Origin of the sequence: Methylobacterium sp. WSM2598 (assembly GCF_000379105.1) — a bacterium.
Lineage (GTDB): Bacteria > Pseudomonadota > Alphaproteobacteria > Rhizobiales > Beijerinckiaceae > Methylobacterium.
Genome location: NZ_KB900609.1, coordinates 4,059,892 through 4,075,456 on the forward strand (window position 1 = coordinate 4,059,892; position 15,565 = coordinate 4,075,456).

At 69.0% G+C, this 15,565-nt stretch carries 11 protein-coding genes and 1 pseudogene; 8 read left to right on the forward strand and 4 right to left on the reverse strand.

The annotated features are described in order from the left end of the window. The first annotated feature begins 5 nt into the window (after positions 1-5). The 5 genes from MET2598_RS0119440 to MET2598_RS0119460 all read left to right on the forward strand — a co-directional run bounded on the left by MET2598_RS0119440 (position 6) and on the right by MET2598_RS0119460 (position 4,084). Positions 6-689: an amino acid ABC transporter permease gene (locus tag MET2598_RS0119440; protein WP_018262020.1), complete on the forward strand. Its 684-nt coding sequence runs from the start codon at positions 6-8 to the stop codon at positions 687-689. 9 nt (positions 690-698) lie between these two features. Beyond that, a complete protein-coding gene (locus MET2598_RS0119445) occupies positions 699-1,358 on the forward strand; it encodes an amino acid ABC transporter permease (RefSeq protein ID WP_018262021.1) in 660 nt (219 codons plus the stop codon). After that, positions 1,333-2,061: an amino acid ABC transporter ATP-binding protein gene (locus MET2598_RS0119450; RefSeq protein WP_012331610.1), complete on the forward strand. Its 729-nt coding sequence runs from the start codon at positions 1,333-1,335 to the stop codon at positions 2,059-2,061. Before MET2598_RS0119445 ends, MET2598_RS0119450 begins: the two co-directional genes overlap by 26 nt. A gap of 171 nt (positions 2,062-2,232) precedes the next feature. Further along, positions 2,233-3,033: a transporter substrate-binding domain-containing protein gene (locus MET2598_RS0119455; RefSeq protein ID WP_018262022.1), complete on the forward strand. Its 801-nt coding sequence runs from the start codon at positions 2,233-2,235 to the stop codon at positions 3,031-3,033. Between the two features lie 67 nt (positions 3,034-3,100). Then, positions 3,101-4,084, forward strand: a complete 984-nt coding sequence (locus MET2598_RS0119460) for an SDR family oxidoreductase (RefSeq protein ID WP_018262023.1) — start codon at positions 3,101-3,103, stop codon at positions 4,082-4,084. Positions 4,085-4,189: 105 nt separating this feature from the next. On the opposite strand, the gene MET2598_RS0119465 is transcribed toward MET2598_RS0119460, so the two are convergent. From MET2598_RS0119465 to MET2598_RS0119475, 3 genes are read right to left on the reverse strand one after another with little or no spacing between them, the layout of a single operon-like run. Next, on the reverse strand, positions 4,190-4,912 hold the full coding sequence (locus tag MET2598_RS0119465) for a metallophosphoesterase family protein (protein ID WP_018262024.1): 723 nt from the start codon (positions 4,910-4,912) through the stop codon (positions 4,190-4,192). After that, the gene (locus MET2598_RS0119470; RefSeq protein ID WP_012331606.1) at positions 4,905-5,717 is read right to left on the reverse strand and encodes a hypothetical protein; all 813 of its coding nucleotides are present in this window, start codon (positions 5,715-5,717) and stop codon (positions 4,905-4,907) included. The genes MET2598_RS0119465 and MET2598_RS0119470 overlap by 8 nt, the downstream gene beginning before the upstream one ends. A gap of 58 nt (positions 5,718-5,775) precedes the next feature. Beyond that, entirely contained in the window at positions 5,776-8,718 is a 2,943-nt protein-coding gene (locus tag MET2598_RS0119475; RefSeq protein WP_018262025.1) for a 5'-nucleotidase C-terminal domain-containing protein, read from the reverse strand. Between the two features lie 286 nt (positions 8,719-9,004). On the opposite strand from MET2598_RS0119475, the gene MET2598_RS0119480 reads away from it, so the two are divergent. The 3 genes from MET2598_RS0119480 (at position 9,005) to MET2598_RS0119490 (ending at position 15,061) form a co-directional block, all read left to right on the forward strand. Continuing rightward, complete coding sequence (locus tag MET2598_RS0119480) at positions 9,005-9,562, forward strand: YbhB/YbcL family Raf kinase inhibitor-like protein (protein WP_012331604.1); 558 nt, start codon at positions 9,005-9,007, stop codon at positions 9,560-9,562. Between the two features lie 285 nt (positions 9,563-9,847). Beyond that, complete coding sequence (locus MET2598_RS0119485; protein WP_026190822.1) at positions 9,848-14,137, forward strand: AMP-binding protein; 4,290 nt, start codon at positions 9,848-9,850, stop codon at positions 14,135-14,137. 123 nt (positions 14,138-14,260) lie between these two features. Next, entirely contained in the window at positions 14,261-15,061 is an 801-nt protein-coding gene (locus tag MET2598_RS0119490; RefSeq protein WP_026190823.1) for a helix-turn-helix transcriptional regulator, read from the forward strand. Positions 15,062-15,197: 136 nt separating this feature from the next. Here the strand turns inward: MET2598_RS0119490 and MET2598_RS36935 are convergent. Next, positions 15,198-15,565: pseudogene (locus MET2598_RS36935) on the reverse strand (hypothetical protein); the annotation flags it as partial.

Consider the following 15,565-nt stretch of genomic DNA (forward strand, 5'->3'; position numbering starts at 1 on the left):
AGGGGATGCGCTACCGCTTCGACTTCGAGGCCCTCGCCGAGTACTGGCCCGACTTCCTGATGGGGGCGCTCACCACCCTCGAGATGACGGCCGTCGCGACGGTGCTCGGCCTGCTCATCGGCATCCTCTGCGCCGTCGGGCGGCGCAGCCCCCGGGCGTGGCTGTCGCGGCTCTGCGGCGGCTACGTGGAGACGGTCCGCAACACCCCCTACCTGATCCAGGTCTTCTTCCTGTATTTCGGCCTCGCCAGCGCCGGCCTGCGCCTGCCGGTCCTGACCGCCGCGATCCTCACCCTGGTGGTCAATGTCGGGGCCTATACGGGCGAGATCGTCCGGGCGGGGATGGACACGATCCCGTCCGGCCAGGTCGAGGCCGCCGAGGCGCTCGGGCTGACCCGGGCCCAGATCTACCGCGACATCATCCTGCGCCCGGCCCTGGAGCGGGTCTACCCGGCGCTCACCAGCCAGTTCGTGCTGATGATGCTCGCCTCCTCGGTCACCTCGCAGATCTCCGCCGAGGAACTGACCGCGGTGGCCAACAACATCACGTCGATCACCTTCCGCAGCTTCGAGACCTACTTGGTGGTGGCGGTGCTCTACCTGCTGCTGGCGCTGCTCCTGAAGCTCGCCTTCCACGCGCTGGCCCAGATCCTGTTCCCGCGCCGGCGCCGGCTCGGCACGGCCCTGTAGGGGATGCGGATGGGCGGCTTCTCCCTCAACCACCTCGTCTTCCTGCTGGAAGGCGTCGGCTGGACGGTCGTGCTGACGGCCCTCGCCTTCCTGCTGGGCAGCCTCGCGGGCTTCGGGGTGATGCTCCTGCGCATCGCCCGCGCCCGCTGGGTGCGCCGCCTCGCCTTCGCGTACGTGCAGGTGATCCAGGGCCTGCCGCTGCTGATCCTGCTGTTCTGCGTCTATTTCGGGCTCGGCGTGATCGGGGTGGAGCTGTCGCCCCTGGTCGCCGCGGCGATCTCGCTGATGGTCTATTGCAGCGCCTTCCTGGGCGAGATCTGGCGGGGCTGCGTCGAGGCGGTGCCGCGCATGCAGGGGGAGGCGGCCGAGTGCCTCGCCCTGTCGCGCTGGCAGGCGCTCGTGGACGTGATCCTGCCCCAGGCCGCCCGCATCGCGGTGCCGCCCACCGTCGGGTTCTTCGTGCAGGTGCTCAAGAGCACCTCGCTCGCCTCGGTGGTCGGCTTCGTCGAGCTGACCCGGGCGAGCCAGCTCATCAACAACTCGATCTTCCAGCCTTTCCTGGTCTTCGGGCTGGCGGGCGCCCTGTACTTCGCCCTCTGCTACCCGCTGTCGCGCTGGAGCCGCAGGCTCGAAAGGAAACTCCATGTCGGCCGTCGTCAGCCTGCGTGACGTGCACAAGAGCTTCGGCACAATCGCGGTGCTGAAGGGCGTGAGCTTCGAGGTGGCGGCGGGCGAGGTCGTCGCCGTCATCGGCCCGAGCGGCTCGGGCAAGAGCACGGCGCTGCGCTGCATCAACCGGCTGGAGGCGATCCAGTCCGGGGCGATCGAGGTCTGCGGCCGCCGGGTCGACGACCCGCACCTGGACCTGCGGGCCCTGCGCCGGGAGGTCGGGATGGTCTTCCAGAGCTACAACCTGTTCCCGCACCTGACGGTGGAGGAGAACATCACGCTCGCCCCCCGGCGGGTGAAGGGCACGCCGGTGCGGGAGGCGCGGGCCCTCGCCGCGGAGGCGCTGGCGCGGGTCGGGCTCTCGGACAAGCTCGCCGCCTATCCGGAGCAGCTCTCGGGCGGGCAGCAGCAGCGCGTGGCGATCGCCCGCTCGCTCGCCATGCAGCCCAAGGTGATGCTGTTCGACGAGGTCACCTCCGCCCTCGACCCGCGCCTCACCGGCGAGGTGCTGAAGGTGATGGAGGCGCTGGCCAAGGGCGGCATGACGATGATCTGCGTCACGCACGAGATGGGCTTCGCCCGCCGCGTCGCCGACCGGGTGATCTTCATGCACACGGGCCGGGTCTGGGAGACCGGCCCCGGCACGATGCTGACCGCGCCGCAGACGCCGGAGCTGCAGGATTTCCTGGCCTCCGAGCTGTGATGCGCGTTCCGGACGATCACGTCCGGACAGCGGATGACACGCAAGCGCGGCGCGTGAGCGACGCCGACATCCGCACCCGACCCGCACGCCCCCGACGCGTCTCGCGTCGAGCGGGACGGGCGTCCCGCCCCGCCGGGGCGGGCCCGAACGAACCACCAAGGAGGAACACCCATGACCGACCTGACCCGCCGCGGCGCGGCCCTCGCCCTCGCCGCCGCCTGCCTCTCCGCCTCGACCTCGCTGGTCCGCGCCGACAGCCTCGACGCCGTCCGCAAGGCGAAGCGGATCCGCATCGCGGTGGCGATCGGCATCCCGCGCTTCGCCTTCATCGACCAGAACCTCCAGCCCACCGGCTCCGACGTCGAGACCGCCAAGCTGATCGCCCAGGACCTCGGCGCCGACCTCGACCTGATCCAGATCACCAACGCGGCGCGCGTCCCGACCATCCAGACCCGCAAGGCCGACATCCTGGTGGCGAGCCTCGCGGTCACGCCCGAGCGCAAGAAGGTCATCGACTTCACGGTGCCCTACGCCACCCTCAACATCGTGGTGGCCGGCGTGCCGGCCCTCGCCGTGAAGGGCTACCCGGACATCGTCGGCAAGCGCATCGGCGTGACCCGGGCCACCGTGAACGACATGCTGGTGACCCAGAACGCCAAGGGCGCCGAGATCGTCCGCTTCGAGGACGACGCCACGCTGATCACCGCGGCGGTGTCGGGCCAGGTCGACCTCGTCTCGACCCAGGAGGCGGTGGTGGCGGTGATGAACGAGAAGCGCGCCGACCGGCCCTTCGAGACCAAGTTCGTGCAGAGCGAGCTCAACCTCGGCATCGCCCTGCCGCAGGGCGAGGACCGGCTCAAGGACTGGCTCAACGAGTGGGTGCGCAGCAACATGGCGAGCGGGCGCCTGACCGCGCTCTTCCGCAAGTTCCACGGCCGCGACCTGCCGGCGGATCTCGTCACGCGGACCTGAGCGGCCCGGCGGAACATCGGCTCCGGCCGGGGGTTGCGTGGCGACACCCCCCGACCCGGAGGCCCGCATGACCGACCTGCGCCACGCCACGGTGGTGATCACCGGCGCCTCGAGCGGCATCGGGCGCGCGGCCTCCCTCGCCTTCGCGGGCCGCGGCGCCCGCCTCGCCCTCGCCAGCCGGCGCCGCGAGGCGCTGGAGGAGCTGGCGCGGGAGTGCCGGGATCGCGGCGGCGAGGCCGTGGCGGTGCCCACCGACGTCACCGACCCGGAGGCGGTCGAGCGCCTCGCCCGCGCGGCGCACGATGCCTTCGGGCGCCTCGATGTCTGGATCAACAACGCGGGCACCGGCGTCTTCGGCCCGTTCCAGGACGCGCCCCTCGACCTGCACCGCCGCACGATCGAGATCAACCTCCTCGGCGGGGTCTACGGCGCCTACGCCGCCCTGCCCTACTTCCTGCGCCAGGGCCGCGGCACGCTCATCACCACCATCTCCCTCGGCGGCTGGGCCCCGGCGCCCTTCGCGGCGGCCTACACGGCGAGCAAGTTCGGCCTGCGCGGCTTCACGGCGAGCCTGCGCCAGGAGCTGCGCCGCCACCCGGGGATCCACGTCTGCTCGGTCTTCCCCGCCATGGTCGACACGCCCGGCCTGGAGCACGGGGCCAACGTCTCGGGGCGGCGCATCGATGCCGGGCCGCTGGTCTACGCGCCCGAGGACGTCGCCGAGACCTTCGTGCACCTCGCGCGCCACCCGCACGACGAGGTCGCGGTCGGCTGGCCCGCCCGCCTCGCCCAGGCCGCCTACGCCCTCGCCCCCGGGCCGACCGAGCACCTGATGGGCATGGCGATCCACGCCGCCCTCGACCGGGCGCGCCCGGCGCCCGTCACGCACGGGGCGATTCGCGCGCCGCGGCCCGAGCAGCCGCGGACCAGCGGCGGCTGGCGCGCCCGCAAGGGCCTGCCCTCGGCGCGGGCGCTCAGCACGGTCGGGGCGGTGATGGGCGCGGCCGGGCTGATGCTCCTCGCCTCGACCCGGCCGGCGCGGGGGCGCTGATCGTCCGACATCCGACGGATTGCGTCGCCATGCGGATGTCGGCGTCGCTCGGGCGCCGCGCGGGCTCGTCATCCGCTGTCCGCACGTGATCGTGCGGAACGCGTATCAGAGGTCGAGCAGCGCGTAGGGCCGCCCGTTCGGCTTCGGGATCTGCATCGCCACGTTGTAGACCGGCACCCCGCCCGGCGTGCGGCCCTCGTGGGTGCCCCGATGGGCGTGGCCGTGCACCACGGCGCCGACCGGGAAGCGGTCGATCGTCTCGGCGAGCCGCGACGAGCCGAGGAACGGGAAGATCTCGGGCGGCTCGCCCTGCACGGTGGCGGCGACCGGCGCGTAGTGCAGCACCACCATGGCGCGGCGGCTCGCCACCTGCCGCATGGCGTTCTCCAGGCGCATCGCCTCCCGCTGGCTCTCGGCGACGAGGCCCTTGATCGAGGCCTCGCCGAAGGCCCCGAGCGTGAAGCGCCCGAAGCCGCCCACGAACCCCTTGACCCCGACGAAGCCCACGCCCTCGATCTCGACCGACTGGCCGTCGAGGAGCCGCATCCCGGTCTGGCGCAGGATGCGGCAGATCTCCTCGGGCGCGCCCGCTTCGTGGTCGTGATTGCCGAGCACCCCGACCACCGGGATCGCGCAGGCGCGCAGGTCCTCGGCCAGGATCTCGGCCTCGGCGGCGAGGCCGAGATCGGTGAGGTCGCCCGCCAGCACCAGCACGTCGGCGGCCCGGGAGATCTCGGCGAAGAGATCCCGGTAGGGGGCCGCCGCCCCCTCCTTCACGTGCAGGTCGCCGATCGCCGCGACCCGCAGCGGCCCCGCGCGGTCAGCCATGCGTCTCCTCCGTGATGCCGTCCCGCCACGCCCCCTCGCCGCCGAGATCGGCGAAGCCCCACTCGCCCACGTCGATCGCGTAATCGACCCGCGACAGCATCCGCCCGCGGCAGATCTTCATCTGCGGCGGCGGCAGGCGGCGCTGCTTGTCGAGGCGGTCGAGCAGCTCGTCGAGGAGCCAGGCCGGGACCGCGTCGCGCTCCGTCGGGTAGATCCAGCGGAACATCAGCAGGTGGGTGAGGAGCAGCTCCCAGTGCATCTCCATGTAGCCGAGCAGGCGGTGCCAATCGATGGCGTCGTGCGCCCGCAGGATGGTGTGGGCCACGTCGGCCCCGTCGAAGCGGTGGCGGAGCTGGATGAAGCTCTTCGACCAGACGAGCTCGGTCGGGCCGATGATGGCGAGGCGCTGGCCGAAGAGGTCGATCGTGCTCGCGTGGTCGAACCACGCCCGCGTGACCGGCGTCGCCCCGCTCGGCGAGGCGTGGATGACGTCGAAGAAGAGGTCGCCCTCGAAGACCTTGCCGAGCCAGCGCTCGTCCTCGATGGCGACGCGGTAGCCGAGATCCTGGCAACGGGCGAGGATCCGCGGCGCGTCGCCCGGCATGCAGAAGACGTCGAGATCCTTGGTCCGCCGCGCGATGCCCGTATGGGCGCTGACCGCGTAGGTGCCCGCGAGCAGGAAGGGGAGCCCCGAGGCGGCGAGCTGACCCAGCGCCTCGGCGTAGAACGCCTCAGCCCGCGGATCGGCGAGGCTCGGCTCCGCCTTCGCGACGATCTGCGGGAGCGGGGGATGGGGATCCGGCATCCCGCCCCAACCGCCCGGGCGCGCCGCCGGTTCCTCGGATGAGGAACCGGCGGCGGCCTCAGGCGAAGGTGAAGGTCTGGGCGGAGAGGCTGGCGACCTGGACGTTCTGCAGGGTCAGGCTGTCACCCGCCCCCACCGTGATCACCGCGTCCGCCCCCAGCTGTTGGGTCGCCGCCTGCACGGCCGCGAAGGACGTGAACACCCCGCCGTTGAAGGCGATCACGTCCCGCTCCGACCCGCCCACCGTGAAGTCCCGGATCACGTCCTGGCCGTCCCCGCGCCCGTACGCGAAGATGTCCGAGCCCCGCCCGCCCGACAGCGAGTCGTTGCCCGCGTTGCCGAACAGAAGGTCGGCCCCGTCCCCGCCGAAGAGCTGGTCGCTGCCCAGGCCGCCCGACAGGTAGTCGCTCCCCGCCCCGCCCATGAGCACGTCGTCGCCCTGCTCGCCCGCCAGGAGGTCGTCGCCCGCATCCCCGTCGAGGACGTCGCTGCCCAGCCCGCCATAGAGGCTGTCGCGGCCCTCGCCGCCGAAGAGCTGGTCGTCGCCCTCGTCGCCGAACACGTAATCGTCGCCGGATTCGCCGTGGACCTCGTCGTTGCCGGCCCCGCCCGACGCGAAGTCGTTGCCCTCGCCGGCCCCGACGAAGTCGTTGCCCTGCTCGCCGAACACGAGGTCGCTGCCGGCCGAGCCGAAGACCCGGTCGGCGCCGGTGCCGCCGTAGACGCGGTCGTTGCCCGCGCCGCCGTCGACGATGTCGTCGCCCTCGTCGCCGAAGACGAGGTCGTCGCCAGCCTCGCCATTGACGCTGTCATTTCCGGCACCGCCCGACACGAAGTCGTTGCCCGCCCCGCCCAGGACCGCATCGTCCCCGTCCTGGCCCGAGACGAGGTCGCTCCCGTCCCCGCCCAGCATGGAATCGTTCCCCTGACCGCCGGCCAGGGTGTCATTGCCGGCATAGCCGAAGATCTCGTCGGTGCCGGCCGTGCCCGCGAGGCTGTCGCCGCCGCCGGTGCCGAAACGGCCGGAATTGAACACCGTGTCGGCGCGGACGCTCAGGTTCTGGATGCGCAGATCCTCCGAGGACGCGGTGTCGACCGCGCCGTAGGGCTTGTCCGCCGTGCCGTAGCGCGCCTGCATGTACTGCGCGAAGGCGGCCTGCTCGCCGACCACGTTCGCCGGCACGTTGGCCGGCGCCGTGAAGTCGAGGGACTTGTCGACCGGCGCCGACAGGCGGCCGTCGCCGAGCAGGTAGCGGAAATTGTCGCCGTTCTGCTTGGTCGGATAGCCGTCGCCGCCATTTGCCGTGAAGTTCAGTGAGACGACGCTGATGCGGGCGGGGGCGTTCGGCAAAACGGCGCCGTTCTCCACCACCTTGGCGATCACCGTGCCGGCCTCGTCGGTCAGCGCGATGCTGCGCACCTTCGACCCGGCCGGCTGCGACGGGTCGTAGGAGAACTTGACGCCGCCGATCTGCGGATAGCCGCCGTTGCCCGGCGCGAGTCCGGCCCCGTATTCGAGGATGTTCTTGAGGCCCTGGGCGGTGGTGTCGAACACCATCAGCTTGTTGTCGAAGCGCAGGGCGTTCTCGACGTCGAGCTGCGAGACGCCGCCGGCGGGCTTGCCGGCCTCGGCATTGGCCAGGGGCGGCAGCTTGGCGCCGGCATTCGGGTCGTTGCCGCTGCCCCCGCTCACCGCGCCGATCGAGGCGCGGATGCCGCCGCCGTTCTTCAGGGAGACGAGGTAGGGCTGGCTGGCGACGGCGCGGGCCGCCGCGGCGGCGTTGGCATCCGCCGAGAGGTCGCCGAGATTGGTCTCCTGGGCGCGCCCGAAGGCCCGGTCGCCCTCCAGGTAGACGCCCGTGAAGCCGTAGACGTTGCGCTCCTTGGTGCTGATCACCTGGCCGACCGCGTCGGTGACCTCCCTCACCCGGGCGCCGATCGAGCCGGGCGCGAAGGCCCGGGCGATGTCGGCGCCGTAGGCGGCCTGCAGGGTCGCCTGGGTCGCCGCGTAGGTGCCGCTCACCGCCGGGTTGAGGCTGCCCGGGACGATGCGGCCGTTCTCGTCGAAATCGACCACGAGGCGGCCGAGATAGGTCGATTCGCTGTCGGTGGCGACGATCATGGTCGGGGCGCCGTCCGCCCCCGCGGTGACGATCGGGTAGGGACCGGCGGAGGTGGCGTCGTGGCCCGGGAAGGCGGCCTGCACGTCGGTCGCGTCGCTGAGGCGGGTGTGCGAGCCCGCCGCCAGGATGATGTCGACCCCGCGCAGGAGCGGCGCCAGGGCCTGCTCGTTCGAGAGGAGCTGGAGGTGGCTCTGGAGGACGATCTTGTTGACGCCCTGGGCGATGAGCGCGTCGATGGCCGGCTGGAGCTGGCTCGCCAGCAGCGCCATGTCGTCGCGCTCGACGAGGTTGTCGCCGGGCTCGCCCGCCTTGGGGAATCCGTTCACCTCCGTGCCGGTCGGCGAGGAGATCCGCTCCAGGAGCTGGGTCGTGGCGCCGACGACGCCGATGCGCTCGCCGTTGACGGTGACGATGGTCGAGGGCGCGATGCGGCCGGCGATCGCCGAGGAGGGTTGCCCGCCCGCGGTCGCCCGGCCGCGCAGGGCCGCGTCGCCCGAGAAGTCGAGATTGGCCGAGAGATAGGGGAAGCGCGCGCCGCCCCAGGCGCCCGAGGGCGTGATCGCGTCCGCGACGGTCTGCGAGCCGAGATCGAATTCGTGGTTGCCGATGGCCGAGGCCTTGACCCCGAAGGCGTTGTAGATCGCGACGTCGGGCCGGCCGAGGGCCGTGGCGCCGACGACGCGGTTCAGCGCGGGGTCGGCGCCCGCGGTGAGGAACGGGCCGGGGATGTAATTGTCGCCCCCGGCGAGCACCAGCGTGTTGGCGTACTGGCCGTCGAAGCGGTCGATCAGCGCGCCCATCACCGGGGCGGTCTGGGTCGAGAGGGTCGAGCCCTCGCCGTCCGACATGTGCAGGAGCTGGAGCGTGTAATTGGCCATGCGAACCCCCGTTGTCGTTGCCGGCCTGCCCGGATGGCCGATGCGCCCGTGCCGGGTTGCCGCCGATCGATTGTTTCCGCTGCGTAACGGCAGCGCATGACGGCGGGATGAAGCGTGGGCGTTCCCGGACGGGGGCGGATGCCCGCGCGGGGGCCGAGGCCGAGGGCGGAGGGCCGGCCGCACAATGATCGTTTCGGCACAAAGTTTGAGCGCTTTCCGACTCATGCCGCCGGGCGGAACTCCCTAACGTCGCGGGCGCTCTCGCCGTCGAGAGAAGGGGATTCTCATGACGCATCGTCCGGCCGCATTCATTCTCTCCTTGTGTATACTGTTTTCCAATTCCGCCATGGCGGAGTCGTTCAAGTTGACCAGCTCCGACATCTCGGACGGGACATTCATGAGCGCCGCTCAGGAGTTTCAAGGCTTCGGATGCACGGGCGGCAACCGCTCGCCGCATCTGTCGTGGAGCGGAGCACCGGCCAAGACGGAAGCGTTCGCCGTCTTCGCGTACGATCCCGACGCTCCGACGGGCAGCGGCTGGTGGCACTGGCAACTCGTCAACATCCCCAAGGAGGTCACGAGCTTGGCCGCGGGGATCGGGGAGACCGGCAAGGGGCTCACGCCGGCCGGAAGCATCAGCGTCACGAACGATTACGGCATTGCCGGGTTCGGCGGGGCCTGTCCGCCGCGGGGACACGGCGTTCACCGCTATCAGTTCACCGTCTACGCGCTCTCCAAGAAGCTGGATCTGCCCGCCGGCGCGTCGGGCGCCCTGACCGGCTACATGGTGCGGGCCCACGCGCTCGGATCGAGCACGATCGAGGCCCTCTACAAGCGGGACTGACGCTCGCCTCGTCGCCGTGGGCGGTGACTGCCGCCCCTGCATTGCGTCCCGCTGCTCAATCGCCGGCCGTGCCGATGCAACGGGACGCCCCGTGCCCCAAGGGAGGAGACACCATGTCGATCGATCTCACCGAGGTGGAATGAACTTCCACCGGCTCAAGACGGCACGGAACGGCCGATCCAAAATCGGATCCGGCGTGTCCGGCTTCTGGACGAAATTTATTCTCGTCGAGCCAGGACATCGAGCCACCGTCTTCTTGGGCCATGAAATGGAAGGAATACAGAAATGGGAAGTTCCAATAGCAAAACGATCTCCAGACCGCGCGTTCTGGCGCTTCATGGCTACGGCAGCAACAGCACTGTTACCAGAATGCAATTGGAAAATTTAAGAGTAACGAGTTCAGATTTCGATATCTTGTACGTCAATGGACCCATTGCGGTCGAGGAAGCCGGTCCAGGGATCGCGGATCTCGGAGATCTGGTCAGTGGACCTTGGTACTCCTGGCTCCCGTCGGATCATCCTGGAGCGGTCGATGGCCGCGTCCTGCTCGGCGCGATCTGCGATGCCGTCCAAACGGTCCTTCTGCAGATCGAGGAGTATGGGCCGTTCGACGGAATCTACGGTTTCAGCCAAGGCGGGGTCATCGCGAGTTTGGTGAATGGCTTGGCCCACGACGATGCGCTGATCTCCGCCTTGCGGGATCGCACGGGTCGAGACCCCTCGCACGGGCTTCAGGGGCGAATGCCGGCTCGTGGGATGGTGGCGGCGTGCGCGGGCGCCTCGATCCCGTTCCCCGACCTGCGCATGCGTGCCGGGTTGGGCGCCGGCCCGTCCGTCGTTTCGGGAACGCGATGCGTTCACCTCATCGGCCGCAACGACGACCTCAAGTCATGGTCGGAATCGCTCGCGCTCACCACCGATCCGCGGCGCACGAGCGTGTTCTATCTGAGGGGCGGTCACGAGATCGGTCGCGCCGAGCGCGACGACACCGAGATCTGCGACAACGTGAGGCGATGCCTCGCGGGTGAAGAGACGGGATCCGGGGAGCCGGACGGATCCGAGGCGATCGCCTGGAGGATGTCGAGCGCACGCAGTTTCCGGTCGGTCGCGACCGACGTGCAAGTGGCCGCCGTGCGGAGCGACACGGATGGCTTGCCGGACACGATCGCCGGCATGCTCGCGGCGCGTCCTGCCGAGGCCCCTCTCCTGCGTTGGGCGCGCGGGAGCGATCCTTCCGTGCACACGACGTACGGCCAGTTCCTCGATTTCTGCCGGCCCGGAGGGGACGGCGACCTTCGCCGCATCGGCGTGCGGGCTGGCGACGTCGTCGCCTACTTGGCCCCCCCGGGAGGGAGCGCCACGGCCGCCGCTGCGTTCCTGTCGATCGCGTCCCAAACCTGTGCCGTGCCCCTCACGCCGAGCATGAGCGAGGCGGATGCGACCCAAGCTCTCGACTCGTGCGGCGTCGCGCACGTCGTGACCTTCGACGGCGTCTCGTCGCCGGGCGTATCCGCCGCGATCGACGGCTTCGTCCGCGCCGGCAAGGCCACCCTGCACCGCGCCGTTGCATCGACCGCATCTCCCGGCCTGTTTCGGTACGCCGAGACTCGCGGCGATTTCGAACACCTGCCGGTTCTGGCCAACCCGCCGGAGGCCGTGTGCATCCTGCTTCGCACGTCGGGCAGCACGTCCGTTCCGAAACTGGTTCCTCTCCGCCAGAGGGATCTCGTGCTCAATGCGGCCCTTCTGGCCGATGGGCTCGGGATCACCGCCAGCGACGTGACTTACAGCGTCATGCCGCTCGATCACATCGGCGGGCTCAGCGCCTCCGTCCTGTGCAGCATCGCGGTGGGCGCCTCGATCACCTGCGATGGGGCATACACGCCGCGGGGCATGGTGGAAGCGCTCCTCCATTCCAACCCCAAGCCGACTTGGTACTCCGCCGTTCCGACGATCCACAACGCGACGACCCGGTACCTGCTCGACAACCGTGCCATTTACCTCGACCGGGACGGCAAGCTGCGGGATCATCATCTTCGCTTCATCCGATCGGGGGCGGCGGCTCTGAAGGAGCCCGATCGCGCCGCGCTGGAAGCGACGTTCGGCTGTGAGGTGGTCGCGACCTACAGCATGTCCGAGCAGATGCCGATCTGCCAGCCGCCGAGAACCGGCCAGGGATGGCAGCAGAAGCCCGACTCCGTCGGAGTCCCGATCGTCGCCTCGATGGCGGTGGTGGATCCCGCCACGCTGCGTCCCGTCCCGTTCGGCGTCACCGGAGAGGTGGCGATCTCGGGCCCGACGGTGTTCGCCGGCTACTCGGACAACCCTCCGGCCAACCGGCAGTCCCGCTTCCTGCTGCGCTCGCACGAGGATCACGTTCTCCGCAGCTGGCTCCTGACAGGCGATCTCGGCGAGATGGACCCGGACGGAACGCTCGCTCTGAGAGGTCGAATCAAGGAACTCATCAAGCGGGGCGGAGAGCAAGTATCGCCGTTCGATGTCGAGGCGGTCCTGTCCCGGCATCCATGGGTCGGCACCGCGGTCTGCTTTCCGGTTCCATCGGACCTCTACGGAGAAGAAGTCGGCTGCGCCGTGGTCCTGGCCTCCTCGGCGCCCGGCAACATCACCCAGGCCGAAGCGATCCGGGAATTGCGGGAATTTCTCAGAAGCAACGCGCTGGCCGTGTTCAAATATCCCACCCGATGGAAGCTCGTCGAGGAGCATCAACTTCCGAGAACGACAACCCAGAAATACATCCGAAACGGCCTCGCAGATGCGTTGGGCGTGTCGGATAGCGAGCCGGCCCGGCCTTTGACGAGCGAGGCAGGTGGCGGCGTCCGACGATCGGACGGGAGCAGCCGCACCGGCGCCGCACCCCAGGTCGATTGGTCGACGCTGTCCGGCCTGCGCTTCCTGCTGGCATGCTACGTCATGTTCATGCACATCGGCTCCGACCAATCGTGGGGGGCTTTCGCCAACCTTCGCCAGTTTCCCTGGCATGTGCACGCCTTCTTCGTCGTCGCGGGCTTCTCGCTGGCGGGGTCCATGCCAGCCCCCATCCAGCGGAAGGCCGCGTTCGTCCGCGCCCGAATATTGGCGATGTATCCCCTCTACGCGCTCGCTCTCCTGCTTGCAGTCGTCAATCTGCTGCCGAGCTGCCAGCCGGGAACCTTCTCGAGCGTGTTCCACTGGAACGCCCTATCCGGGGATGTCAGCCGGACCTTCTGCGAAGGCACGCCGCTGCTGCAGAGTTCCTGGATCGCCAACTTCTCCTCCACTCTGCTGATCTACGGCCTGGGGCTCTCGGCGACACCGCTGTGGACCGCGTCGTGGTTCCTGGGTTTCTACTTATGGTTCATATCGATGTATTTTCAATGTCTTATCATATTCCCCTTCATTTACAATCTATTTTACGTCAGACGGGGAATGACACGACATTTGCTGCTGATTGCAGGCGTCGTGGTTGGGATCAATCTGTTCATTCTGCTCGCCTTCTGGTACGGATACGCGACCGACGCCATCGGCTATCCGTTCTTCGATCAATCGACCGGCACAAAGATCAGCCCGGACGCATCCCAGATCCAAATGGCTGGGACAGATAATCTCATCATGCTAGGATTCTATCTGTTTGCCCCATTCTGGATGCTCTACTTTGTGGGAGGGATCTGCGTCGCTTTCTTGTACGACGCCGTTCGCCCCCACGAGCAGCGACACTCCGTAATATGGGGCTACGTCGCTGACGCGATCACGGCGCTCATCATCCTGTACAGCGCAGCGCACGTGATGCAGGGCTATATCCCGCACGGGCCCGAACTGTCGCGCGCGTCCCTCGAAACCTTCTTTCTGCGCCCCGACGCGGCGGACAGCTTCATGGATCCCGGCATCGTCAATCGGACCTGGGACGAGATCAACTCCAGAGTGTGGGCTCCCGTGACCTTGCTCTGGCTCTTTGCCCTGAGCACGGGACGGGGACTCACCGCGCGGATCCTGCGATCCGATCCCCTCTCACAGACGCTCGCTCCGACGGCCTACGCCTGCTTCCTGTTCCATCAAATGGTCGGCCAGTGGTATTTTGCTCTCACGCGGCACGGAGAGTGGTGGAACTGGTGGAGCTATCGGAAGGAGTTTTACTGGTTCAGTCCACAGCCGGTCCCTGTTCAATGGTTTGAATACTTCTATGTTGTCGGCCTGGTGGTGATCTTCGGCAAGCTGGTCCAACCTCTCGAGAGCGTGATCCGACGGGGATTCGGCGCGTCCCTGCGGCTTCTGACGGGTGAGAGCGCGGCCGGGCGGCCGGAGAGGGACACGCTCGCGACGATCCTCGACATGGTGAGCCGGACGTCGGGCTTGGCGGCCAAGCCGGAGTGGAGCCTCCAGGAATGTGGCCTCGCGTCGCTGAGCGTCGTCCAGTTCACCGCGACGCTCGAGGCCGAGTTCTCGACAGCCAAGCAGAAGCTGACGCTATCGCCATCGGATCTCATCGCGGCGCAGACCATCCGCGAGATCGCGATGATCGTCGATGCGGCGAGGAGCGAGACGCCGCGCCCGACGATGCCGGCACTGCGCGCGGCCTGAGGTCGAACCGCGGCGTGCCGTGACACGCCCTCCCGCCGCCGGGCGGGAGGGCGTCTCGACGTCGTGAGAATAGCCGGTAGGATGACGTGACGTTCGAGGTCCGCCGTGACCGCCTGTGAGCCCATGCGGGACCTCATCCTCTCCATCAAGCGGAATGCGACGGCCGCAACGCCGCGGCCATTCTCGGTCTACACATCCCTCAAGGAGCAGCGCATCCTGAATGCCCCGATCAGCAAGCCGCTCCTGATCTGCGTCATGGCGGGCGTCAAGAAACTTGGAAAAGCGGACGACATCGTGTGTCCAGCGCAGAATTTTCTGTTTCTGCCCAACACCACCAAAATAGACATGAGAAACATTCCGAGCGAGGAGTACCTCGCCCTGCTCATCGAGTTTGAATACGCCGGTTTCGCTCAGTTCAAGGAGAGCCCGCCGCAAGAGCCGACCCTGGTTCAAGGGGAGATCGGCTGCACCCTGGCCAAGACACTCCAACAATACATCGAATGGTCCGCTTTCGCGCAGCCCGAACTGTGGCATTTTCGCAGGCAGGAAATCCTCCAGCTGCTTTATCTCTCTGGTCACCGGCAGGTGGGCGGCCTTGCCGCCCGTCGGAGCCTGAGCCATCGAATCCACGACATCGTGTCCGAAGACGTGGCGGGTCAGTGGACTGTCGAGCGCCTCGCCGCGCGGCTCGCCGTCGGCCCGACGACGCTGCGCAGGCGGATCAGGGCGGAGGACACGGGCATCAGGTCCGTGGTGGAGAGGACGAGACTGGGCCACGGCCTGCACCTGGTGCAAACGACCATGGAGCCGATCGGACGCATCGCGGAGCGTTGCGGGTATCTCTCGCAGTCACGGTTCACGCACAGGTTCAAGCGACTGTTCGGCGTCACGCCGTCCGAACTCCGACGGACGCGGCTCCCGTGAGCGGCGCCGGTCCGCGCGGCGCGCCCCGCGCGGCCCTCGCCCTCGGAGGGGCGGGGCCCCGGTCGGGGCCGCCTTCGGAGCGGCAACCGACGCTGCCCGCCCCCGGGCGCGCCCAAGTGGCCAGGTGATCGGGCGGTCAGGCGAAGGTGAAGTTCCGGGCGGAGAGGCTCAAGGCCTGGATGTTCTGCAGGGTCAGCGACTCGCCCACCCCGGCGGTGATCACCGCGTCCGCCCCCACCTGCTGCGTCGCCGCCTGCACGGCCGCGAAGGAGCCGAACAGGCCGGGGCCGAACGCGATCACGTCCCACTCCGCCCCGCCCGTCACGAAGTCGCGCACCACGTCCCGCCCGTCGCCGCTCGCGTACTGGACCGTGTCCGGACCGGCCCCGCCGAACAGGACGTCGTCGCCCGCCCCGCCGCTCAGCGTGTCGGATCCCGCCTCGCCCACGAGCCAGTCGGCCCCGTCGCCGCCGCGCAGCCCGTCATTGCCCGCGCCGCCCACCA

Bases quoted from the DNA above. Each gene is read 5' to 3' on its own strand.
- MET2598_RS0119440 (WP_018262020.1), top strand. From the start codon at position 6: ATGCGCTACCGCTTCGACTTCGAGGCCCTCGCCGAGTACTGGCCCGAC.
- MET2598_RS0119445 (WP_018262021.1), top strand. From the start codon at position 699: ATGGGCGGCTTCTCCCTCAACCACCTCGTCTTCCTGCTGGAAGGCGTC.
- MET2598_RS0119450 (WP_012331610.1), top strand. From the start codon at position 1,333: ATGTCGGCCGTCGTCAGCCTGCGTGACGTGCACAAGAGCTTCGGCACA.
- MET2598_RS0119455 (WP_018262022.1), top strand. From the start codon at position 2,233: ATGACCGACCTGACCCGCCGCGGCGCGGCCCTCGCCCTCGCCGCCGCC.
- MET2598_RS0119460 (WP_018262023.1), top strand. From the start codon at position 3,101: ATGACCGACCTGCGCCACGCCACGGTGGTGATCACCGGCGCCTCGAGC.
- MET2598_RS0119465 (WP_018262024.1), bottom strand. From the start codon at position 4,912: ATGGCTGACCGCGCGGGGCCGCTGCGGGTCGCGGCGATCGGCGACCTG.
- MET2598_RS0119470 (WP_012331606.1), bottom strand. From the start codon at position 5,717: ATGCCGGATCCCCATCCCCCGCTCCCGCAGATCGTCGCGAAGGCGGAG.
- MET2598_RS0119475 (WP_018262025.1), bottom strand. From the start codon at position 8,718: ATGGCCAATTACACGCTCCAGCTCCTGCACATGTCGGACGGCGAGGGC.
- MET2598_RS0119480 (WP_012331604.1), top strand. From the start codon at position 9,005: ATGACGCATCGTCCGGCCGCATTCATTCTCTCCTTGTGTATACTGTTT.
- MET2598_RS0119485 (WP_026190822.1), top strand. From the start codon at position 9,848: ATGGGAAGTTCCAATAGCAAAACGATCTCCAGACCGCGCGTTCTGGCG.
- MET2598_RS0119490 (WP_026190823.1), top strand. From the start codon at position 14,261: ATGCGGGACCTCATCCTCTCCATCAAGCGGAATGCGACGGCCGCAACG.